Raw genomic sequence first — 19,824 nt, forward strand, 5'->3', positions numbered from 1 at the left:
TCAGAACTGATCGGCTTGCAGCTCGTAGAGGCAGTCGCTGCCGGCCTTGGCCGATGCGCTCAACGAGTGGATACGCGGCAGCAACCGGGCGAAGTAGAAACGCGCGGTGGCCAGTTTGCTGGTGTAGAAATCGTCCTCGGCATCGCCGCTCATGACGACCTTGGCCATGCGCGCCCACATGTAGGCGTACGCGGTGTAGCCGAACACATGCAGGTACTCGACCGAGGCCGCGCCGATTTCGTTCGGGTTGTTTTGTGCCCGGTCGAGCAACCACGCGGTCAGCTCGTCGAGGGTGTCGACGGCGGCGTTCAACGGCTGGGTGAACTCGCCGAGGTCCGCGCAGGCAGTGGCCGTGAAACTGCGGATTTCCGAGGCGAACAAGCGGTAGAGCGCCCCGCCGCTGCCGACGATCTTGCGCCCGGCCAGGTCAAGCGACTGAATGCCGTTGGTGCCTTCGTAGATCTGGGTGATGCGCACGTCGCGCACCAGTTGCTCCTGGCCCCATTCGCGGATGTAGCCGTGGCCGCCGAAGACCTGCTGGCCGTGGAGGGTGGTTTCCAGGCCCATGTCGGTGAGGAACGCCTTGGCCACCGGGGTCAGCAGTGATACCAGGTCCTGCGCGCGCTGGCGTGTCGGTGCGTCGTCGCTGTACTTGGCGATGTCCAGTTGCAGGGCCACGTAGCTGGAGAACGCACGGCCGCCTTCGTTCAAGGCTTTCATGGTCAGCAGCATGCGGCGCACGTCCGGGTGCACGATGATCGGGTCGGCCGCTTTGTCCTTGTGCTGCGCGCCGGTCGGTGCGCGGCTTTGCAGGCGGTCACGGGCGTAGGCGACGGCGTTCTGGTACGAACGCTCGCCCTGCGCCAGGCCCTGGATGCCCACACCCAGACGCTCGTAGTTCATCATGGTGAACATCGCTGCCAGGCCTTTGTTCGGTGCGTCGACAATCCAGCCGGTGGCGCCATCGAAGTTCATCACGCAGGTGGCGGAGGCCTTGATGCCCATCTTGTGTTCGATGGAGCCGCAGGACAGCGCGTTGTTTTCACCCAGGGAGCCGTCGGCATTGACCAGCACCTTGGGCACCAGGAACAGCGAGATACCTTTCGGGCCGGCCGGCGCATCGGGCAGTCGCGCCAGTACCAGATGGATGATGTTCTCGGTGAGGTCGTGCTCGCCACCGGTGATGAAAATCTTGCTGCCAGTGACCTTGTAGCTGCCGTCAGCCTGTGGCTCGGCGCGGGTGCGGATCAGACCCAGGTCAGTACCGGCGTGGGCTTCGGTCAGGCACATCGAACCGGTCCAGGTGCCGGCGTACATGTTCGGCAAATAGGTGGCTTTCAGTTCTTCGCTGGCGTGAGCCTTGATCGACAGGCACGCACCGGCGGTCAGCATCGGGTACAGGCCGAACGACAGGCTGGCCGAGTTGACCATCTCTTCGACCTGCGCCGAAATCGCCTTGGGCATGCCCATGCCGCCGTACTGCGGATCACCGCCGACACCCACCCAACCGCCCTCTGCGAAGGCTTGATAGGCCTGGGCAAAACCGTCCGGGGCGGTGACCGCGCCATTGCTCCAGGTGCAGCCCTGTTCGTCGCTGGCGCGGTTCAGCGGCGCAATCACTTCGCCGCTGATCTTGCCGGCCTCTTCGAGGATGGCGGCGGCGGTCTCTTCATCGATCACGTCGGCCAGGCCGGGCAATTGTGCCCAGAGACGGGACACCTGGAACACCTCGTTGAGTACGAAGCGCATGTCGCGCAGGGGAGCTTTGTAATCAGACATCTTGGCTTACTCGGAAGTGGTCACGGCATGGGGCATGCCGGGACGTTCAGTGGATTCAGTGGTTTCGGTTGCCGCGACAGAACCGGGCTGAGGGGCCCGTTCGCGCAGCAGGAACCAGGACAGGGCCGGGATCAGGATCAGCGCACCGAGCATGTTCCACAGGAACATGAAGGTCAGCAGGATGCCCATGTCGGCCTGGAACTTGATCGGCGACCAGACCCAGCACACCACGCCGGCCGCGAGGGTGATGCCCACCAGGCCGACCACGCGGCCTGTGAACGACACGGCGTTGCGGTAGGCCTCGGACAACGGCAGGCCCTGGCGCTGGAAGTGCAGTTGCACGCTGAGCAGGTACAAGGCGTAATCCACGCCGATACCCACGCCGAGGGCGATCACCGGCAGGGTCGCGACTTTCACGCCGATGCCCATGGCCACCATCAAGGCTTCGCAGAGGATCGAAGTCAGCACCAACGGCAACAGCGCCACCAGCGTGGCGCGCCAGCTGCGGAAGGTGATCAGGCAGAACAGCGTCACTGCCGCATACACGTAGAGCAGCATGGTGCGGTTGGCTTCGCGCACCACGATGTTGGTCGCGGCCTCGATCCCGGCAGTGCCGGCGGCGAGCAGGAACTGACGATCAGGGGTGCTGTTTTCCTTGGCGAACTGGTCGGCAATCGCCACCACGGCATCCAGGGTTTCAGCCTTGTGATCCTTGAGGAAGGTGATCACCGGCATCAGCGAACAATCGGTGTTGAACAGCTCCGGCGAGTTGACCGAGGCTTGCTGAGCGGCGTAGTTGAGCACGTCCTGGTTGCGCTGGATGCTGTTGAGCTTGGGGTTGCCTTCGTAGGTGCCAGCGGTGATCTGCCGTACGGCGTTGACCAGCGAAGCCGTGGCCTGCACCCCCGGGTACTGTTGCAGCTCCCAGGCCAGGCGGTCGGCGAGGACCAGGGTCTTGTAGTTCAGGCAGCCTTCCGGGGCGGTCTTGATCATCACCGCGAACAGGTCGCTGGACAGCGCGTAATGCTGGGTGATGTAGGCGTTGTCGCGGTTGTAGCGCGAGTCGGCGCGCAGCTCCGGCGCCCCGCTTTCCAGGTCGCCGATCTTCAGGTTCAGGCTGACCACGTAGCCGCCAATGCCCATCAAGATGGCGACCAGCACGGCACCGGTGGCCCACTTGGCAGTGGTGAAACGATCGAGCGCGTCCCAGAGTTTGCCGAAGCCTTTGTGCTTCTCGGCGCGGTTGTCGATTTTCAGCGCACGCTCGGCGGCTTTCGCGCCCACACCGACATAGGACAGCGCCACCGGCATCAGCAGCAGCGAGGTGAAGATCAGCACCGCGACACCGATGCTGGCGGTGATCGCCAGGTCCTGGATCACCGGGATGTCGATCAGCATCAACACGGCGAAGCCCACGGCATCGGCCAGCAGCGCGGTGACCCCGGCAATGAACAGGCGGCGAAAGGTGTAGCGCGCGGCGATCAGCTTGTGGGTGCCACGGGCGATGTCCTGCATGATGCCGTTCATCTTCTGCGCGGCATGGGACACGCCGATGGCGAAGATCAGGAATGGCACCAGCACCGAGTACGGATCGATGGCATAACCGAGCCAGGCAACGATGCCCAGTTGCCAGACCACCGCGATCAGCGAGCAGCCGACCACCAGCAGGGTGCTGCGCACGCAACGGGTGTAGCCGTAGATGATGATCAGCGACGTGACCACGGCCAGACCGAAGAACATCATCACCTGGATCAGGCCGTCGATCAGGTCGCCCATGAGTTTGGCGAAGCCGATCACCCGGACCTTGTAATGGCCGATGCCTTCGACCCCGGATTTACGCGCAGCGCTGTCGCCGGCGTATTCGATTTTGTCGCGCAACTGCTCTTCGAGCATCTGCGAGAAGGCGTGGTAGTTGATGCGTTGGCCACCGGCCGCGGCTTTGTCCAGCAGCGGCACGATCAGCATGGTCGACTTGAAATCGCTGGCCACCAGGCTGCCCACCAGACCGGCGCGGGAGATGTTCTGGCGCAGTTGTTCGATCTGTTCCGGCTGACCCGAATAGGTGTCGGGCATCACCGGGCCACCCTGGAAACCGTCCTCGGTGACTTCGGTCCAGCGCACCGCCGGGCTCCACAGCGACTTCATCCAAGCGCGGTCGACGCCTTCGGTGAGGAACAACTGGTCGTTGACCTGCTTGAGCACGTCGAGGTATTCGGGGTCGAAAATATCGCCCTGGGTGTTCTCGACCACCACCCGCACCGAGTTGCCCAAACCACGCAGCGACTGGCGGTTTTCCAGGAAATTCTGGATGTACGGCTGGCTCTGCGGAATCATTTTTTCGAAGCTGGGACGCAGCTCCAGACGCGTCACGGCCATGTAGCCCAGCACCACGGTGGCGAGCGCCATCATCAGCATGAACAGCGGGCGGTAGTTGAATACCAGCCGTTCGAGGAGGTTGCCGGAGCGCTGGTCGAAATCCCGCAGTTCGCGGATCACCGGCATGGCGTCTTGTTTGATATTGCCCATGTCTGGGTTCTCGCTCTTAGGGTTCGAGGGCTGGATCGGCGGACAGCGTCCGGGCACCACGGCTGCCGGCCAGCACCAAGGCGCCATCGGCGGACTGGGTGGCACCGGCGACCGGGGTTGGTGCCGGTTGCCGCACCAGATGCAACTGCGCGCCCGTCCCTTGGCTGACCAGCATCTGCCCGCCCTGGGTGAACAAGCGATAGTTGCCACGGGCATCGATCAGGCCCGCGGTGATGCTGACGTGCAGGCCGCTGTCCAGCGCAGTCCAGCTCTGGCCGCCGTCGGTGCTGCGCAACACGTTGCCGCGCAGACCGTAGATCAGCACTTCGCCGGGCTTGCCGAGTACGCCGAAGAAGCTGCCTTGATAAGGCGTCGGTACGGCATTGAAGCGTTGGGCGCTGTCGTCCCACTTGAGCAACAGGCCTTGTTCGCCGGCGATGTACAGCGCATCGCCGGTGGAGGCGATGGCGTTGAGGTGGAAACCCTGAGGGTTGTCAGTGCGGTCTTGGAATGGCGTCCAGGTCAGGCCACCGTCGTCGGTGCGCAGGATCAGGTTGAACACGCCGACCACATAGCCGGTTTTGTCGTTGGCGAACCAGACGTCGAGCAGTGGTTTGTCCGCGCCCTGTTCGACCAGGCGCTGGCCTTCGGCAACCAGCAGCGGCCATTGCTCATTGCCCGGTTCGGCGCTGGCCAGCGCCGTGTAGTGCTTGACCAGCAAGGTGCCGATCTGGCGACCGTCGAGTTGCTTTTGCCAGGTCGCACCGGCGTCGCTGCTGTGCAGCACCACGCCGTCATTGCCCACCGCCCAGCCTTGGGTGGTGGTCGGAAAATTCACCGCCGTGAGGTCGGCACTGGCCGGCACGGCGGCCTGTTGCCAATGCTTGCCGGCATCATCGGAAAACAGGATATGGCCACGCTGGCCGACGGTAACCACACGCCCGCCGGCGCGGGCCATGCCGGACAACGGGCTGTTGATCGCCAAGGCGCTGACCCTGGCGGGCAGGTCCAGCACATCGACGTACTCGGCCGCCTGAGTGACGCCCTGCGACAGGCCGAGCACGACACCAAACGCCAGCCGCAAAATATTATTTTTATACGAACACATACTGCGTCCTCATCGGAAAACCTGGCGCCGTGCAGATCCTGTGGGAGCGAGCCTGCTCGCGATGGACTCAAAAACACCGCGGGGAACCAGATTCCCCGCTTCATCGTTCACGACCATCGCGAGCAGGCTCGCTCCTACAGGGGATCGTGCGGTTGGCTTAGCGAATGCCGGCGCCGGCCAGGGATTCCGACGACCACTGGGCCTTGGAGAGCGGCTCGATGTACTTGATGCCGCCGTAAGGGCCGACTACACCGTTGATGTTGTAGGAACCGCCGACCAGGTCGTAGATCATGAACGGCGTGGAGTCCGGAACCTGCTTGTCGTAGCTCTGGCTCAGGAAGGCGAAGGAACCACGATACAGCTGACCACGGGCGTCATATTGATCCGAGGCCAAAGCGGTCCAGCTGTCTTCGTCGAGGTAGAAGCGGCGCTTGGCGTAGATGTGACGGGCACCGGCCTTGAGGTTGCCTTCAACGACCCATACGCGGTGTTTTTCCCAGCGTACAAAGTCGGGTGCCAGGTGGTTGGCGGTGGTCAGCGACTTCGGATCCTGGACGTAGGTCAGCTTGTAGGTGTTGTAGGGCACGATCATTTCCTGCTTGCCGACCAGTTTCCAGTCGTAGCGATCCAGTGCACCGTTGAACACGAACACGTCATCGTAGGTGCCCGCACCCGCGGTACCCGGGTTAGGCGTGTCGTAGGCCAGGCTCGGCGCCAGTTTCACCCGACGCTGCCCCGGCAGGTATTGCCAGGCGCGACGCGGCTGCTGCAACGGGTTGGCGGCGTCCTTGAGCATGATCGCCTCACCGGCCCGGCGCGCAGGGCCGGTGTACGCCAGCTTCATCTGGTAGTACACGTCGGCGCTGCTGATCGGCTGCGAGAGGTTTTCATAGATCGGGTAGGAGATGTTCGCTTGCCCGGTGGTCGCCAGGCTGGGAACGCCAGCCGAGTCGACGTTCCAGGAGTCGTACTTGGAGCTGATGCTGACGCCTTGGTAGCGCAACAGGAAGTTCCACATCGCTTCGTTGCCCGACTGCGGAATCGGGAACGGAATGCCCGGCAGCACGTTGTCGATGGCCAGGCCACCTTCCAGGGACTTGGCGCCGCTGGCGTTCTTCACGCCGTTGTCCAGAATCGCCTGGGGCAACGACACAGTGCGGTGCGTCGGGAACACGTCGACACGGAACGTCGGGAAACGCTTGGCCAGTTCTACCGTGGTCGCTGTGAGCAGGCCCTTGTACTGATCGACGTTCTTGCCGTCGATCACCAGTACCGGCTTTTCACTGGCAAACGGGTCCGGGCGCATGCTGTCACCGGCTTTGAAACTGGCCGGCGGCGTGGTCAGGCCACCGTTGTAGGCAGGAATGGAACCATCAGCGTTCCCGGCTTTTTCAGCGCCTGCCTGTGTCAGGCTGGTGCCCAGCTTGGCAGCTTCCTGGGTTGAAACAGCGGCCTGTGCCTGGGCAGCAAGGACCATGGCCAAGGACGCGGCCAACACGGTTTGTGCGAATTTCATCTTGTTATTCTCCTGCTTGCATTGAGCAAATCAGTGGTGAATCAAAAGGTTGTTTTCATCGTCAGGTACACGGCGCCACGGTCCTCAGTCGTGGCACCCCCTCCGGAAAAGGACGAGTAGCCACCGGCGAAACAGGCGTAGTTTTCGTTGCCGCTAAAGGCGTTCGGGGTGGAGCCGTCACCGCCGGTCGGGCCGGTACTCACACCGCTGGTGTTGCACTTGTCGGTCTGGCCAAAGGAGTCCACGTACTTCAGGTCGACAAAGTATTTGTTGTACACAACGGCACCGACGCCCACGGCATAGTTGCCGGTGTCCTTGGCACCGCCACCGGAGACCGGTGACACGCCGGCAAGACCGACGTTGACCGACATCGGCGCGTTGAGGTCGACACCGGGGAACACCTGGTACCAGGTCGGCGTGAAGTTGACCGCCAGGCCCCAGTTGTCACGGGTCGGTGCGTCGATGCCGCGATAGCTGCCCTTGCCCTTGTAGAGCGCTTCGTTCTTGCTATCGAGTTTGAGCAGGTTGCTGTAGTACAGCTCGGCAAGCACGGTTGCCTGATCGAACACCGGCGTTTTCGGCAGGGTCATCAAACCGTTGAGGGTCCAGTGCAAGGTGTCACCGGTGGCGCTCATGCTGTCGCCGCGGCTTGGGGTGTCGTAGACCACACCGGTGGCGTCGGTACGTGCAGGCAGCAGACCAAGCCCTTGCCCCAGGCCCAGCGGGCTGCGGGTACTGACGATCGCCGGGATACTGGCCAGCGGCATGTTGTGACGGATGTTCAGATCCGAACCGACGCTGATCCCGCCCACGTCCTTGGACAGGCTCAGGCCAAAGATCTTGATGTTGTCGGCATAGGCCATCTGATAGGTGGCGGTGTCCAGCGAATTGAGGGTGTTGACCACCGCAGGCACTTGCCCTGCCGGCCGGGTGCCGTTCGGGTTGGCCGAGGTAATGCCCCGGGCGTCCAGCCAGGCTTGCGGCAGGATTTCCGAAGTCTCGCGGTAGTAGACGCCGAGGGTGCCATCCAGCCAGGCCGGCGACCACTTGGCCATGACGCCCCAGTCGCCGCTGCTGCCCGGCGTCAGGTCATGGCCGCGACGCACGTTGGTCAGCGCGTTGCACGGCGCCAGGCCACAACCCAGCGGACTGCCAGGCACCACGCCGTTGGTATTGCCGAGCAGGAACGATTGCCCACCAAAGCCGACCAGGTCGGAACCACCGTAATAAGTGCCCGCTTCCGGCAGGCGCGCGGCGTCCCAATCGAGGAAGTACTGGGCACCCACGGTCAATTCCGGATTGACGGTGAACGACATCGACAACTGGTTGCGCGGGACGAACAGCTCCTTGGCTTCAGTACCCGGCGACGCGGCCAGCTTGGCCAGGTCGAGGCCGGACTGGCCGTAGCTGACCGAGTGCACCGGGTTGAGAATGGTCTCGCCCCAGAACACGTTGTGCTGGCCGGCCTTGACGCTGAGCATCGACTCCTCGCCGACTTCGGTGCTGTAGAACACGAAGGCATCGAGGATTTCGCCCGAAGGACCGCTGTAGTAGCGCTGGGCATAGTTGCTCAGGTGCGGGCTGCCATTGCCGACGTTGTCATGGGTGACCGCTGCGAGACGCGGGTCGTTGGCGATCAGGCCCGAACGCGCATCGTTGCCGTTGACGAACGGGTTGGAATTGGAACCGGTGTTGTCATAGGCCTTGTCGTACCAGCTGGCGGCGCTGACGCGAAAACCCATGGCGTTCTTGTAGACCACGTCCATTTCGGTCAACAGGTCGATACGGTTGGTGATGTTGGTGCCGGCCTTGCGGAAGTTGTAGTCGCCGTCGTTGTTGTTCGGCGTTCCCAACATGCGTTTGTCGGCGCTTTCGGTACGTACGCCGTAGTTGTACTTCACGGTGTTATCCAGACGCGCGGTCCAGTCCGGATTGCCCAGATCGATCTCGACCCCATGGGCCGCCGGCGCGATGACAGCCAGAATGGCCGAGGCCAGCAAGGTATAGCGCGCTACGGTGAAGCCGTGACTCTTATTGTTGTGCATTGCGTTGTCTCCGCCTTTTTGTATTTGTTTTAAGCGCAGCCGCCCTCGCGCAAGCCTCTTCGGGTTTGCGTTTAAGGAATGAGGGCAAATGCCGGTGGCGTACTGCCAGTCCAGCTCCTTGTACTAGCGATCCAGCTCCTGGATGAGTGCTTCGGCTTGCTGCCAGTGGCCAAATCCTGCGGCCGGATTGAGATGGCCGACATCGCCCAGATCGAGCAATTCGGCGCCCCAGCCTTCTGCCATGCGGGTGACCGCAGCAAGACTGGCAAGGTGATCGTTGGTGCTGCCGGCCACGATGCTGCGAAATGGCAGCGGGCCTTGTGGCAGAGGATTCCAGCCCTGGCTACGCAGGGTTTCGGAAGAAGGATAGTTGGCCGGCCAGACCGCATCGAGGTCCGGTGGCGCGGCCAGCAAAGCGCCCTTGATCGGACGGCTGTAGTGCGCAGCCCAGTGCGCGACCATCAGCACGCCGGCGCTGTGGGCCACCAGAATCACGGGGCCGTCGATCTGCTCCAGTTCGTGCTGGATCGCCCGCACACGGGCCATGCAATCGAGTTTGTCGGTCTCAAGCGGCGCAACACTGCGCACGTTGCTCAGCCTGGCGGCAAGCAACGTTTGCCAATGTTCGGCCACGTGCTCGCGCAGACCCGGAACGATCAGAATGGTGGCGGCAGTTTGCAGTTTGTCCACGGTCAACACCTTCGCTTTCTCGATAACTCGACTGGCTGTTTTCGCCAGGGGCTTTTTGTAGGGTCGACATTAAAGAGCGCCCACCCTAAGCGCTTTACATTGGACGTCAGGCACTTTTCTTTTGATGACAAATTGTCGGACACTCGGTCGCCGCGACCGCTGGTCGAGAAATCCCCCAGGTTGGCGCAAGGTCACTGTAATCAACGGATGAACGCTGATCGCTCCCTGCAGCGTAGAGGATGGGTGACCGGACAGCATGAAAACCATCAACGACATGACAACTGTTCAACTGTTGATACGCTGGATATAGTCGCCACGCTCACGCCAACCGCCATCGGCCCCAGGGAAGACTTTCGCATGACCAAGCTTGTTCGCGCCGCTGTCTTGACCAACTACCTGGAGGTCACCCAGTACCTGGGGTTCAACCCGCGCGACGTGCTGGCCGCTGTCGGCCTGAGCAGGGCCCAACTGCAAGCCCCTGAGCACCGTATCCAGATCGATGCCGCCGTGCGGTTGCTGGAAGACTCGGCCGCCGCCAGCGGCTGCCAGACCTTCGGCCTGAGCATGGCCGAGTCGCGCCAGCTCTCGGACTTCGGCGTGGTCAGCCTGCTGCTCAGCCACCAGCGCACCCTGCGCGATGCCTTGCAGGTCGTGGTGGATTACCGACACCTGATGAACGACTCGCTGGCCATCTTCATCGAAGAGGCCGGCAAGATGGTGATCATTCGCGAAGAGGTGGTCACCGAAACGCCCATGCCCAGCCGTCAGGCCACGGAGCTGGCCATCGGCGTGATGTTCCGGTTGTGCTCGGCCCTGCTCGGCTCGCACTGGCACCCCTACAGCGTCAACTTCATGCACCAGCCACCGGACAACCTGCACCTGCATCGCCGCTTGTTCGGCTGCAACCTGGAGTTCGGCAGCGAGTTCAACGGCATCGTCTGCCCGGACGTCAGCCTCGACATGACCAACCCCAACGCCGACCCGGCCATGGCCCGCTACGCCCAGAGCTACCTCGACTCGCTGCAGAACCACGAAGGCGCCTCGATGCTGTTCGAGGTGCGCAAGGCCATCTACCTGCTGCTGCCCATGGGCCGCGCCACCATCGAACAGGTCGCCCAGAGCCAGGGCATGAATGTGCGCACCCTGCAACGCCGTCTCAAGGACGACGGCTGCGCCTTCAACGACGTGATCAACGACGTGCGCCGCGACCTGGTGCTGCGCTACCTGGACAACCCCAACTACTCCCTCAGCCGCATTGCTGACATGCTCGGCTATTCGATGGCGAGTTCGTTTACGCGGTGGTTTATCAGCCAGTTTGGAATGCCGCCGGCGACGTGGCGGGCGCAGAAGCAGGCAGGGACGAAGCCGTCCTGACAGCCCGGCAAAAAAAACGGCGACTGCTGGTACAGTCGCCGCGAAAGCGCGAGGTTGGAACACGATCCCTGTAGGAGCGAGCCTGCTCGCGATGGTCGTGAACGATTACGCGTAAAACCAGATGCCCCGCGGTGCTCTTGGGTTTTTCGCGAGCAGGCTCGCTCCTACAGGTTTTAATCCTGGCCGATGTTCAGAGCCCCCAGCGCAGCAACAACAGCACCAGCACAACCAGGAACACCGTCTCCCCGACCATCAGCAGAATCGGCTTGATCCCGACCGCCGCCAGCTCCCTGAGCCGGGTCTTCATGCCCAGGGCACTGATGGAAATCACCAGGCACCAGCGCGACAGTTCGTTGACCGATCCCTGCACCGCAGGCGCTATCCATCCGGTGCTGTTGATGCAGGCCAGAATCAGGAAGCCGACGGCGAACCACGGCAACAGCGGCGGGCGCTTGCCGGTCGGGTCGGCGCCTTGCATACGGGTGATCATCGCGGCGGTGACAATCACCGGCAGCAACATGGCAACACGCATCAGCTTGACCACCGTGGCGGTGTCACCGGTCTCGGTCGACATGCTGTAGCCGGCGCCGACCACTTGGGCCACGTCGTGGATCGTGGCGCCGAGGAATACGCCTGCGACCTGCGGTGACAACTGCAGCCAGTTGGCGATCATCGGGTAGACGATCATTGCCAGCGTGGACAGCGCCGAAACGCCGATGACGGTGAACAGTGTGGCGCGTTCTTTCTGCGGATGGTTCGGCAGCGCCGCTGCCAGCGCAAGGGCCGCCGAGGCGCCGCAGATGGCCGTCGCGCCGCCGGTCAGCATGCCGAACAGGCGCTGGAAGCCCAGGGCCTTGGCGGCGATCACAGACACGCTGATGGTCACCACCACCAGGATCACCACCAGGGCTATCGGCTTCCAGCCCAGCGCCGCCATTTGCTCCAGGGTGATGCGCATGCCCAGCAGCGCCACGCCGATGCGCAGCACGGTGCGGGCAGTGAACTCGATGCCGGCCTTGCACGGGCCGTCATCGGCGAGAAAATTCAGGGCCATGCCCAGCAGCAAGGCGAACAGCATGACCGGCGCACCGTAATGCTCGGACAGGAACGACGCGGCGGCCGCCACGATCAGACTGACGATAAACCCCGGTGCCAGTTCGCGCGTGCGACTGTGGATACGGGTGAGAGCAATGGCGCTCATGGCGCGTTCTCCTCGGATGCGATGACGATAAACGCCTGGCCGTCGATGTTCTCGACCGGGTAGTGGATGACTTTGACCTGGGTGGAATTGAGCAGGTAGCCGCTACGCAAATCGAAGCGCAAACCATGGGCGAGGCATTGAATCACCCGGCCTTCAAGTCGCCCTGCGCATAGCGAAGAGCCCTGATGCGGGCAGCTGTCGTCGATGGCAAACAGCTGCCCGTCGACGTTGAACAACGCCAGGCTTTTGTCTTCAAATTCGAACAGCGCGCGACCACCGGCCTGCGGGTGTTTGCCGGCAGGTACGGGAATGCGCCGGATCATTCTGGCTGCCGCTCGCGATCACTTTCCTTGAGGGCTTCGGTCATGGCCCCGAGCAGCGCCTGAGCAGGTTGTGCACCGATCACCGTCAGGCGACCGTCGAACTGAAAGCTCGGCACGCCACTGGTCGCGTCGGGCGATCCTGCAAATGGCGTGGCGTCGCCCTTCAGGCAATCGAGCACTTCATTCGTATCGACGCTGCAGGAGCGGGCAATGGCCAGCAAGGTCTCACGGCAACCCAGGTTTTCGCGCCTGAGGAAATAAGCGGCGAACAATCGTTCGAGCAACATTTCACGCTGACTGGCATTACCCAGTGCGCTGGCACGCTCGAACAAGCGATGGGCGTCCGCGGTGTTGGGCATCGTCTCGATACGGCTGAGGTCGATGGCCAGGCCAACCGCCCCGGCAGCCTGCTGCACCTGGTTCTGACGCACGGCCACCGCGTCGGCATTGCCCAGGCGCTTGTGGTAGAAATCGGCGAAGGGTTCACCTTGTACCGGTATCTGCGGCAGCAACTGCACGCCATGCCACTCCGTAGTGATCTGCACATCCGGGTGACGGCTGCGAAACTGCACCTGCGCATGCTCCAGTTGGCGTTTGCCGATCAGGCACCAAGGGCAGATAAAATCGAAAAACACATCAATACGTAAACGACGACTCACAACTTCACCTCTATCCCGGCTGCACTGACGGGCTCAGGCACGCTATGACCCTCAAGCCGGGCAATATCTTTGTGGTAATGACACTTGGCATAAAAGAACACCGCCGCCGCCGCGAGGCTGACCAGTGGCACCAGTTGAAACGCGGCATGCAGACCGATGAGGTCGGACACCCGGCCAGTCAGGAACGGCCCGGGTGCCAGCCCCAGCAGGTTATTGGCCAGGGTCAGTGTGGCGAACGCCGTACCGTGGACGGAGTAATGGGTCAGGTTGGCAACCATCGCACCGGCGGGGCCAGTGGTGCCGGTGGCAATCGCCATGCCCAGACAGATCAGCGCCAGTTGCACAGGCCCTGCCGACAATGCGAACGCTGCCGACAGCAGCAGGCAGCTGCCCAGGCAAAAACCAATGGCCAGGCTGACCTTGCGCTCCGGCGAGTTGCGACACAGACGATCACTCAACATGCCGCACAGAATCATCCCCGCACCGCTGCACAACACGATGATCGCCGCCATGCCGCCGGCCTTGTCGGTGGGCATGTCGTAGTAGCGATTGAGGTAGCTGGGAATCCACACCATCACCGTGCCGCCGACGAACAACTGCAAGCCGCTGGCGACGTAGGTCGCTACCACCGAACGGCTGGACCACAGTGTGCGCAACGGGCGCTTGACCGCGGCGGCCGTCTTGTTCGCAATCTGCGCGGCACGTTGTGGCGCAATGCGCGCTTCCTTCACGATGAGCGGATAGAGCACCGCCAGAAACAGGCCAAACAGCGACATGCCGGCGAACGACCAGCGCCAGCCCAGCTTGGCGGCAATCGCACCACCCAAAGCCATGCCCAACACCGATCCGAACATCCCGCCGGCCATGAAGGCACTGGCCAGGGTGGCGCGCATGTGTTTGGGGAACACCGAAATCACTACCGCGATGCCCACGCTGCCGTAGGCGGCTTCGCCGACGCCGACCATGAACCGCGCGATGAACATCTGCTGGTAGTCCTGCGCCAACGCGCAACCCAGGGTCGCCACGCTCCACAGGAAAGCCATCAGCGCCAGGCTCTTGACCCGGCCGAAGCGGTCGGCCATCAACGACAGGGGAAACGTCAGCAGGCCGACCATCAGGGCAACGATGCCGCTGAGCAGACCGAGCTGTCCGTCGCTCAACGCCCACTCAGTCTTGAGCAGCGGGAATACCGCGTTCAGTACCTGACGCGACATGTAATCGGAAATCAACAGGCCGAACGTCAAGGCAAAGACGATCCAGGCATATTGGCGCGCAACGCCGACTCCGCTGGAGTCGTCATCGTCAGCGGCTATTGGGTGAAAGGCCATGCAGCCTCCTCAAGAGCTTTGTTTTATTTTTGTTATCAAGCGTGTAACGGTCGGGCGGACGAGAGGTCTCGGCCTCTCGTCCCGCCCCTCGGTCAGCCGCGTTGTGGCGTACCTTTCTGCCCAGCCTTGCGGTTGGGGGCCATGCCGTTGGCCAACAGGGTTTCTTCGATGGTTTCGTACTGCACGCCGATGCGGTAGATCTCGCGGGCTTCTTTGCCGGTGGCGATTTCACGGCCCAGCTCATGGGCAATGCGCACGGTTTGCTGGATCTGCGCAACCGAGCCGAAACGATCGCCCTTGTGGTCAATGATAGTGTCTTCATTGCCCACACGTGGGTGCATGCCCATGGCCATCGACATGGTGTTGAACGGCATGACGTTCTTGAGCAGCGATTCGGAGGTCAGGGTGCAGCCGTCCGGCGCGCGGTGGATGAAGTTGAAGAAATTGAACGGGTTCGGGCCGTCGAAACCGCCGCCGATGCCGATCCAGGTCAGGTTCAGCGGGCCTTTGTAAACACCACGGCGCACCAGGCGCTCGAGGGTTTCCATGGCATGCATGCCGGTCAGCTGGAAGTGCGGCTGGATGCCGTTGTCCATCAGGCGTTTGAGGTGCTCGGCAACCCAGGCCGGGCCAGCCGGTACGGTCATCTCGCTGTAGGCCGCCTGGGTCATCGGGTTGTCCAGGGAGGTGCCTTTCAGGTACTCCGGATACAACAGCTCCATGATGTTCATTTGCGTGGTGTTGATCGCCACCGTGACCTGATCCGGTTTTGGCGTCAGCTCGGCCAGCATGTGCCGAGTGTCGTCGGACAGCCACTTGGCCGCTTCGCCATCGCTTTCCGGAGCGAAGGAAATCGAACCGCCGACCTGGATGATCATGTCCGGCACGGCTTCACGCACGCCGGCGATCAGCTCGTTGAACTTCGACAGGCGCTTGGAGCCCTTGCCGTCCAGTTCACGCACATGCAGGTGCAGCACGGTGGCGCCGGCTTCGTAGCATTCGACCGCTTTCTGGACTTGCTCATCCATGGTCAACGGGATGTCTTCCGGGAAGTCTTCGGGCATCCACTCGGGGCCGTACGGGGCCACGGTAATGACTACCTTTTCCATGTTTTCCGGGTGCAGGGAATCGTCGAAGAATTGCATGATCTACTCCAGTTCTTATGATTGTCCCGCCCACCCGGGGTCGTGCCGGGCAGGCGTGTTTACGAGTGCGAATGCTGCGAGTGCAGGTGGCGTTCGATCAGAACGTCTTGTCGCCGATGATCCCGGCACGCTCCATCTTGCGATGGCACGGCGGGTAGTCCATGACGGCGTAGTGCTGGGTACTGCGGTTGTCCCAGATGGCGATGCTGTTGGGCTTCCAGCGCCAGCGCACCTGATACTCAGGGATGTACGCCTGGCTGATCAGGTAACGCAGCAACTCGCCGGCGCCGGGGTTGGCGTCCTGGCCGAAGCGCACCCGCTCAGGGGTGTGGTAGTTGCTCAAGTGGGTGGTAAAGGCGTTGACGAACAGCACCTTCTCGCCGGTTTCCGGATGGGTGCGCACCACCGGGTGTTCGGCGTCCGGATACATCGCCTTGAGCGCCAGGCGTTTTTCAATCGGCATGGCTGCACCGAAGCTCGCTTCGATGCTGTGGCGGGCTCGCAGGTCGGCGATCTTCACCTTCACGTCTTCCGGCAAGTTCGCATAGGCCTGGACCATATTGGCCCACATGGTGTCACCGCCGACCGGCGGGCATTCCACGCAACGCAGCACGCAACCCATCGGCGGTGCTTCACGCCAGGTGGCGTCGCTGTGCCAGGCGTTTTCGTAGCGGTCTGCCGGCTGGTCCGGTCTCTTGTAGATCTGCACCAGCCCCGGATGATCCGGATCACTGCCGGCCACCGGATGATCTTCCAGCTCGCCGAAGCGCCGGGCGAAGGCCACGTGCTCGGCGCGGGTGATGTCCTGATCGCGCAGGAACACCACGCGGTGCTTGAGTAACTGGGCACGAATCTCGGCAAACAGACCGTCGTCATGCACCGCGTCGGCCAGGTTGACGCCGATCAGTTCCGCGCCAATGCTGCAGGTCAATTGTTCGACTTTCATGGCTGGCCGCTCCTTAAACGACGAAAATCGAAGAGCCGGTAGTCTTGCGCGATTCAAGGTCGCGATGGGCCTGCACGGCGTCCTGCAAGGCGTAGTGCTGGTTGATCTCGATCTTGATCCGGCCGCTGCCGACGTGGTCGAACAACTCGCCCGCCAGGGCGGCTTTTTCCGCAGGGTCGCTGATGTAGTCGGCCAGGGCCGGACGGGTCAGGAACAGCGAGCCTTTCATCGCCAGCATCACAGGGTCGAAGGCTGGAATCGGGCCGGACGCAGTGCCGACGCAAACCATCAGGCCGCGGCGCTTGAGCGAATTCAGGGAGCCTTCGAAGGTGTTCTTGCCAACGCTGTCGAACACCACGTTGACGCCCACACCATCGGTCAGTTCGCGAACGCGAGCGGCGACGTCTTCATGGCTGTAATTGATCGTATGGTCGCAACCGTGAGCCCGGGCGATTTCCGCCTTTTGCTCGGTCGACACCGTGCCGATCACGTTCAAGCCCAACAGTTTGGCCCACTGCGAAACGATCAGGCCGACACCGCCAGCGGCGGCATGCAGCAGGATGCTGTCGCCCGGTTTGAAGTCGTAGATGCGGCGCATCAGGTACGAGGACGTCAAACCGCGCATGGTCATCGCGGCAGCAGTCTCGAAGCTGATGGTTTCCGGCAGCTTGATCAGCGGCGCGGCCGGGATCAGGCGCTCGGTGCTGTAGGCGCCGAGGGTGTTGAGAAAACCGGTGTAGGTGACGCGATCGCCGACCTCCACGTTGGTGACCCCTTCACCAACGGCCTGGACTACCCCAGAGGCCTCGACACCCATGCCGTTAGGCAGCGGGATCGCATAGGTACCGTTACGGAAATAGGTGTCGGCATAGTTCAGGCCAACTGCCACATGACGAAGCCGAACCTGGCCGGGACCGGGTTCGCCGACTTCGACGTCCTCATATCGCAGGACTTCGGGACCACCGGTTTCGTAGAAGCGTACGGCTTTTGCCATTTTTCTTATTCTCCAATCTGCCATATGGGCGTGTTGCATCGAATTGCGTTGATTGGACTGTAGGACGAGGCCTGTCGGGACGCTTCTCATCAGACGACAATGGCTTTTCATTTGGTGACAGGCACAAACAGGATCGCTCCAGCCAGTCCCGCCGCCACCTGCGCTATCATCGCCCGCCACGCCCCAAGAGTCTTGAAGACGGATGCTCGACACTTTGCCACTGCCCGACGATCACCAAGCCCTGCCGCCGGTCCTCGCCGGCCCGTTGTTGCGGCGCCTTGAGCCCACACGGCTGGCGCTGTGGCTGGTGGGTTCCCGGGCGCTGGCGCTGACCTTGCGCTTGCAGGGCGTCGGCGATATCCGTCTCGATGCCGGGCAATGCACGGTGATTGCAGTGGGGGCTCATGCCTATGTGCACCTGATCGATGTGCACCTCGATGGCGCCCTGCCCCGGGACGAGTCGATCGACTATGACCTGCTGATCGATGGCACAGAACAAGGCATCGCCGACTGGGCGCCACACCTGCTGTATGGCGATGCCCGTTGCCCGAACTTCGTCCTGCGCGCACGGGTCGATCAGTTACTGCACGGCTCTTGCCGCAAGCCTCATCACCCGGCGGCAGACGGATTGCTGTGCGTCGACCGGTTGCTGGCGCAAGAACACAGCGCCAAGGAGCGCCCGGCACTGCTGATGATGACGGGCGATCAGGTCTACGCCGACGATGTCGCGGGGCCGATGCTGCGGGCGATTCACGCCTTGATCGAGCGCCTGGGGCTATTCGGGGAACACCTCGAAGGCGCCGTGGTCAGCGACAGCGCCAGGCTCTACGAGCATCCGGCCAGTTACTACCACCGCGCGGATCTGCTGCCGGCACTGCAAAGCAATGAAACCCTGCGCGAACGTTTTTTCGGCGGTGCGCGCAAGCCGATTTTCACCAGCAGCAGCGCCGACAACCATCTGGTGACCTTCGCCGAAGTCATGGCCATGTACTTGTTGGTCTGGTCGCCCGTGCCCTGGACCCTGATCGCGCCCCAGGCACCGACGCTGACGCCGGAACGGCTCAAGCGCTACGCCCTTGAACAGACGCGCATCGATGCCTTCAAGGCAGGCCTTGGCAACGTCGCGCGGGCACTGGCGCATCTGCCGACGCTGATGATTTTTGATGACCACGACATCACCGATGACTGGAACCTTAGTGCGCAGTGGGAGGAAACGGCCTACGGCCATCCGTTCTCCCGGCGCATCATCGGCAACGCGCTGCTGGCGTACATGCTGTGCCAGGGCTGGGGCAACCATCCGGATGCGTTCGGTGCCTTGCTGAAAAAGGCTGGTGCGTTGAGCGCCAGCACACACCAGCGTCATCTCGACAGCACTGTTCAAGATGATTTGATCGGTGATCTGCTGAAGTTTCAGCACTGGCACTACGTGCTGCCAACCACCCCGGCCGTGGTGGTGATCGACACCCGCACCCGGCGCTGGCGCAGCGAGATGAACCTCAAGCAGCCTTCCGGCTTGCTCGACTGGGAAGCCCTGAGCGAACTGCAACAGGAACTGCTGGACCACCCGAGTGCGATCATCGTTTCGCCAGCGCCGATCTTCGGCGTCAAGCTGATTGAAACGGTGCAGCGGATCTTCAGCTGGTGCGGCTACCCACTGCTGGTGGACGCGGAAAACTGGATGGCCCATCGCGGTGCGGCACAGGTGATCCTGAACATTTTCCGCCACTCGCGCACGCCAGGTAACTACGTGGTGCTGTCGGGCGATGTGCACTACTCCTTCGTCTACGAAGTGCTGATCCGCCACCGCAAGGCCGGACCGCGCATCTGGCAGATCACCAGCAGCGGCATCAAGAACGAATTCCCCGCCACCCTGCTCGAGTGGTTCGACCGCCTCAACCGCTGGCTGTACTCGCCACGCTCACCGTTGAACTGGCTGACCAAACGGCGACGCATGCGCATCGTGCCGCATGTTCCCGAGCACGCCGAAGCCGGTGAGCGGCTTTGGAACTCGGCGGGGATCGGGCAGGTGTTTTTCAATGACCTGGGACAGCCGCAGACGATCTATCAGCACAACTCGAACGGCTCGCCGAAGACCCGAATGATTGCGCCAGCAGGCGATGATTGAGGTAGAGAAGACACCACAAAAAACGGTGGAAGCGACGGTGCGGCGAGCAGGCTCGTACACACTGG

At 62.5% G+C, this 19,824-nt stretch carries 15 protein-coding genes; 2 read left to right on the forward strand and 13 right to left on the reverse strand.

What is annotated here, in order from left to right:
* The 6 genes from ACM6IK_RS09640 to ACM6IK_RS09665 form a co-directional block, all read right to left on the reverse strand.
* Positions 1-1,779 (reverse strand): acyl-CoA dehydrogenase C-terminal domain-containing protein, encoded by a 1,779-nt coding sequence (locus ACM6IK_RS09640; RefSeq protein ID WP_414874116.1) that lies wholly within the window; start codon positions 1,777-1,779, stop codon positions 1-3.
* A 6-nt stretch (positions 1,780-1,785) separates the two neighbouring features.
* Positions 1,786-4,305 (reverse strand): efflux RND transporter permease subunit, encoded by a 2,520-nt coding sequence (locus ACM6IK_RS09645; protein WP_414874117.1) that lies wholly within the window; start codon positions 4,303-4,305, stop codon positions 1,786-1,788.
* A gap of 16 nt (positions 4,306-4,321) precedes the next feature.
* Entirely contained in the window at positions 4,322-5,413 is a 1,092-nt protein-coding gene (locus ACM6IK_RS09650) for a WD40/YVTN/BNR-like repeat-containing protein (protein WP_414874118.1), read from the reverse strand.
* A gap of 157 nt (positions 5,414-5,570) precedes the next feature.
* Positions 5,571-6,929 (reverse strand): DUF1329 domain-containing protein, encoded by a 1,359-nt coding sequence (locus ACM6IK_RS09655; protein WP_414874119.1) that lies wholly within the window; start codon positions 6,927-6,929, stop codon positions 5,571-5,573.
* Between the two features lie 41 nt (positions 6,930-6,970).
* The gene (locus ACM6IK_RS09660) at positions 6,971-8,974 is read right to left on the reverse strand and encodes a DUF1302 domain-containing protein (RefSeq protein WP_414874120.1); all 2,004 of its coding nucleotides are present in this window, start codon (positions 8,972-8,974) and stop codon (positions 6,971-6,973) included.
* Between the two features lie 123 nt (positions 8,975-9,097).
* Positions 9,098-9,664: an RBBP9/YdeN family alpha/beta hydrolase gene (locus tag ACM6IK_RS09665; protein ID WP_414874121.1), complete on the reverse strand. Its 567-nt coding sequence runs from the start codon at positions 9,662-9,664 to the stop codon at positions 9,098-9,100.
* A 357-nt stretch (positions 9,665-10,021) separates the two neighbouring features.
* Here ACM6IK_RS09665 and ACM6IK_RS09670 point away from each other — a divergent pair, with 357 nt between their 5' ends.
* On the forward strand, positions 10,022-11,038 hold the full coding sequence (locus tag ACM6IK_RS09670; RefSeq protein ID WP_108218309.1) for an AraC family transcriptional regulator: 1,017 nt from the start codon (positions 10,022-10,024) through the stop codon (positions 11,036-11,038).
* A gap of 190 nt (positions 11,039-11,228) precedes the next feature.
* On the opposite strand, the gene ACM6IK_RS09675 is transcribed toward ACM6IK_RS09670, so the two are convergent.
* From ACM6IK_RS09675 to ACM6IK_RS09705, 7 genes are all read right to left on the reverse strand, one after another.
* The gene (locus ACM6IK_RS09675) at positions 11,229-12,239 is read right to left on the reverse strand and encodes a YeiH family protein (protein ID WP_349733625.1); all 1,011 of its coding nucleotides are present in this window, start codon (positions 12,237-12,239) and stop codon (positions 11,229-11,231) included.
* A complete protein-coding gene (locus tag ACM6IK_RS09680) occupies positions 12,236-12,562 on the reverse strand; it encodes a Rieske (2Fe-2S) protein (RefSeq protein WP_414874122.1) in 327 nt (108 codons plus the stop codon). Before ACM6IK_RS09680 ends, ACM6IK_RS09675 begins: the two co-directional genes overlap by 4 nt.
* Positions 12,559-13,221: a DsbA family oxidoreductase gene (locus ACM6IK_RS09685; protein ID WP_414874123.1), complete on the reverse strand. Its 663-nt coding sequence runs from the start codon at positions 13,219-13,221 to the stop codon at positions 12,559-12,561. Before ACM6IK_RS09685 ends, ACM6IK_RS09680 begins: the two co-directional genes overlap by 4 nt.
* Positions 13,218-14,549, reverse strand: coding sequence for an MFS transporter (locus ACM6IK_RS09690; RefSeq protein WP_414874124.1), 1,332 nt, complete (start codon positions 14,547-14,549; stop codon positions 13,218-13,220). Before ACM6IK_RS09690 ends, ACM6IK_RS09685 begins: the two co-directional genes overlap by 4 nt.
* A gap of 92 nt (positions 14,550-14,641) precedes the next feature.
* A complete protein-coding gene (locus ACM6IK_RS09695) occupies positions 14,642-15,694 on the reverse strand; it encodes a 3-keto-5-aminohexanoate cleavage protein (protein WP_414874125.1) in 1,053 nt (350 codons plus the stop codon).
* Between the two features lie 97 nt (positions 15,695-15,791).
* Positions 15,792-16,640, reverse strand: a complete 849-nt coding sequence (locus ACM6IK_RS09700) for a TauD/TfdA dioxygenase family protein (protein WP_414874126.1) — start codon at positions 16,638-16,640, stop codon at positions 15,792-15,794.
* Positions 16,641-16,653: 13 nt separating this feature from the next.
* Positions 16,654-17,634, reverse strand: coding sequence for a quinone oxidoreductase family protein (locus ACM6IK_RS09705; protein WP_223548886.1), 981 nt, complete (start codon positions 17,632-17,634; stop codon positions 16,654-16,656).
* Between the two features lie 202 nt (positions 17,635-17,836).
* Between ACM6IK_RS09705 and ACM6IK_RS09710 the strand changes: the two genes are divergently transcribed.
* Positions 17,837-19,759, forward strand: a complete 1,923-nt coding sequence (locus tag ACM6IK_RS09710) for an alkaline phosphatase D family protein (RefSeq protein WP_414874127.1) — start codon at positions 17,837-17,839, stop codon at positions 19,757-19,759.
* The last annotated feature ends 65 nt before the right edge of the window (positions 19,760-19,824 follow it).

It is taken from the genome of Pseudomonas sp. IT-196MI5 (assembly GCF_949767415.1).
GTDB lineage: Bacteria > Pseudomonadota > Gammaproteobacteria > Pseudomonadales > Pseudomonadaceae > Aquipseudomonas.

Excerpts from the sequence above, each read along its gene's own strand:
- ACM6IK_RS09670 (WP_108218309.1), top strand. The coding sequence starts at position 10,022 with ATGACCAAGCTTGTTCGCGCCGCTGTCTTGACCAACTACCTGGAGGTC.
- ACM6IK_RS09650 (WP_414874118.1), bottom strand. The coding sequence starts at position 5,413 with ATGTGTTCGTATAAAAATAATATTTTGCGGCTGGCGTTTGGTGTCGTG.
- ACM6IK_RS09660 (WP_414874120.1), bottom strand. The coding sequence starts at position 8,974 with ATGCACAACAATAAGAGTCACGGCTTCACCGTAGCGCGCTATACCTTG.
- ACM6IK_RS09690 (WP_414874124.1), bottom strand. The coding sequence starts at position 14,549 with ATGGCCTTTCACCCAATAGCCGCTGACGATGACGACTCCAGCGGAGTC.
- ACM6IK_RS09655 (WP_414874119.1), bottom strand. The coding sequence starts at position 6,929 with ATGAAATTCGCACAAACCGTGTTGGCCGCGTCCTTGGCCATGGTCCTT.
- ACM6IK_RS09680 (WP_414874122.1), bottom strand. The coding sequence starts at position 12,562 with ATGATCCGGCGCATTCCCGTACCTGCCGGCAAACACCCGCAGGCCGGT.
- ACM6IK_RS09695 (WP_414874125.1), bottom strand. The coding sequence starts at position 15,694 with ATGCAATTCTTCGACGATTCCCTGCACCCGGAAAACATGGAAAAGGTA.
- ACM6IK_RS09640 (WP_414874116.1), bottom strand. The coding sequence starts at position 1,779 with ATGTCTGATTACAAAGCTCCCCTGCGCGACATGCGCTTCGTACTCAAC.
- ACM6IK_RS09645 (WP_414874117.1), bottom strand. The coding sequence starts at position 4,305 with ATGGGCAATATCAAACAAGACGCCATGCCGGTGATCCGCGAACTGCGG.
- ACM6IK_RS09705 (WP_223548886.1), bottom strand. The coding sequence starts at position 17,634 with ATGGCAAAAGCCGTACGCTTCTACGAAACCGGTGGTCCCGAAGTCCTG.
- ACM6IK_RS09700 (WP_414874126.1), bottom strand. The coding sequence starts at position 16,640 with ATGAAAGTCGAACAATTGACCTGCAGCATTGGCGCGGAACTGATCGGC.
- ACM6IK_RS09675 (WP_349733625.1), bottom strand. The coding sequence starts at position 12,239 with ATGAGCGCCATTGCTCTCACCCGTATCCACAGTCGCACGCGCGAACTG.
- ACM6IK_RS09710 (WP_414874127.1), top strand. The coding sequence starts at position 17,837 with ATGCTCGACACTTTGCCACTGCCCGACGATCACCAAGCCCTGCCGCCG.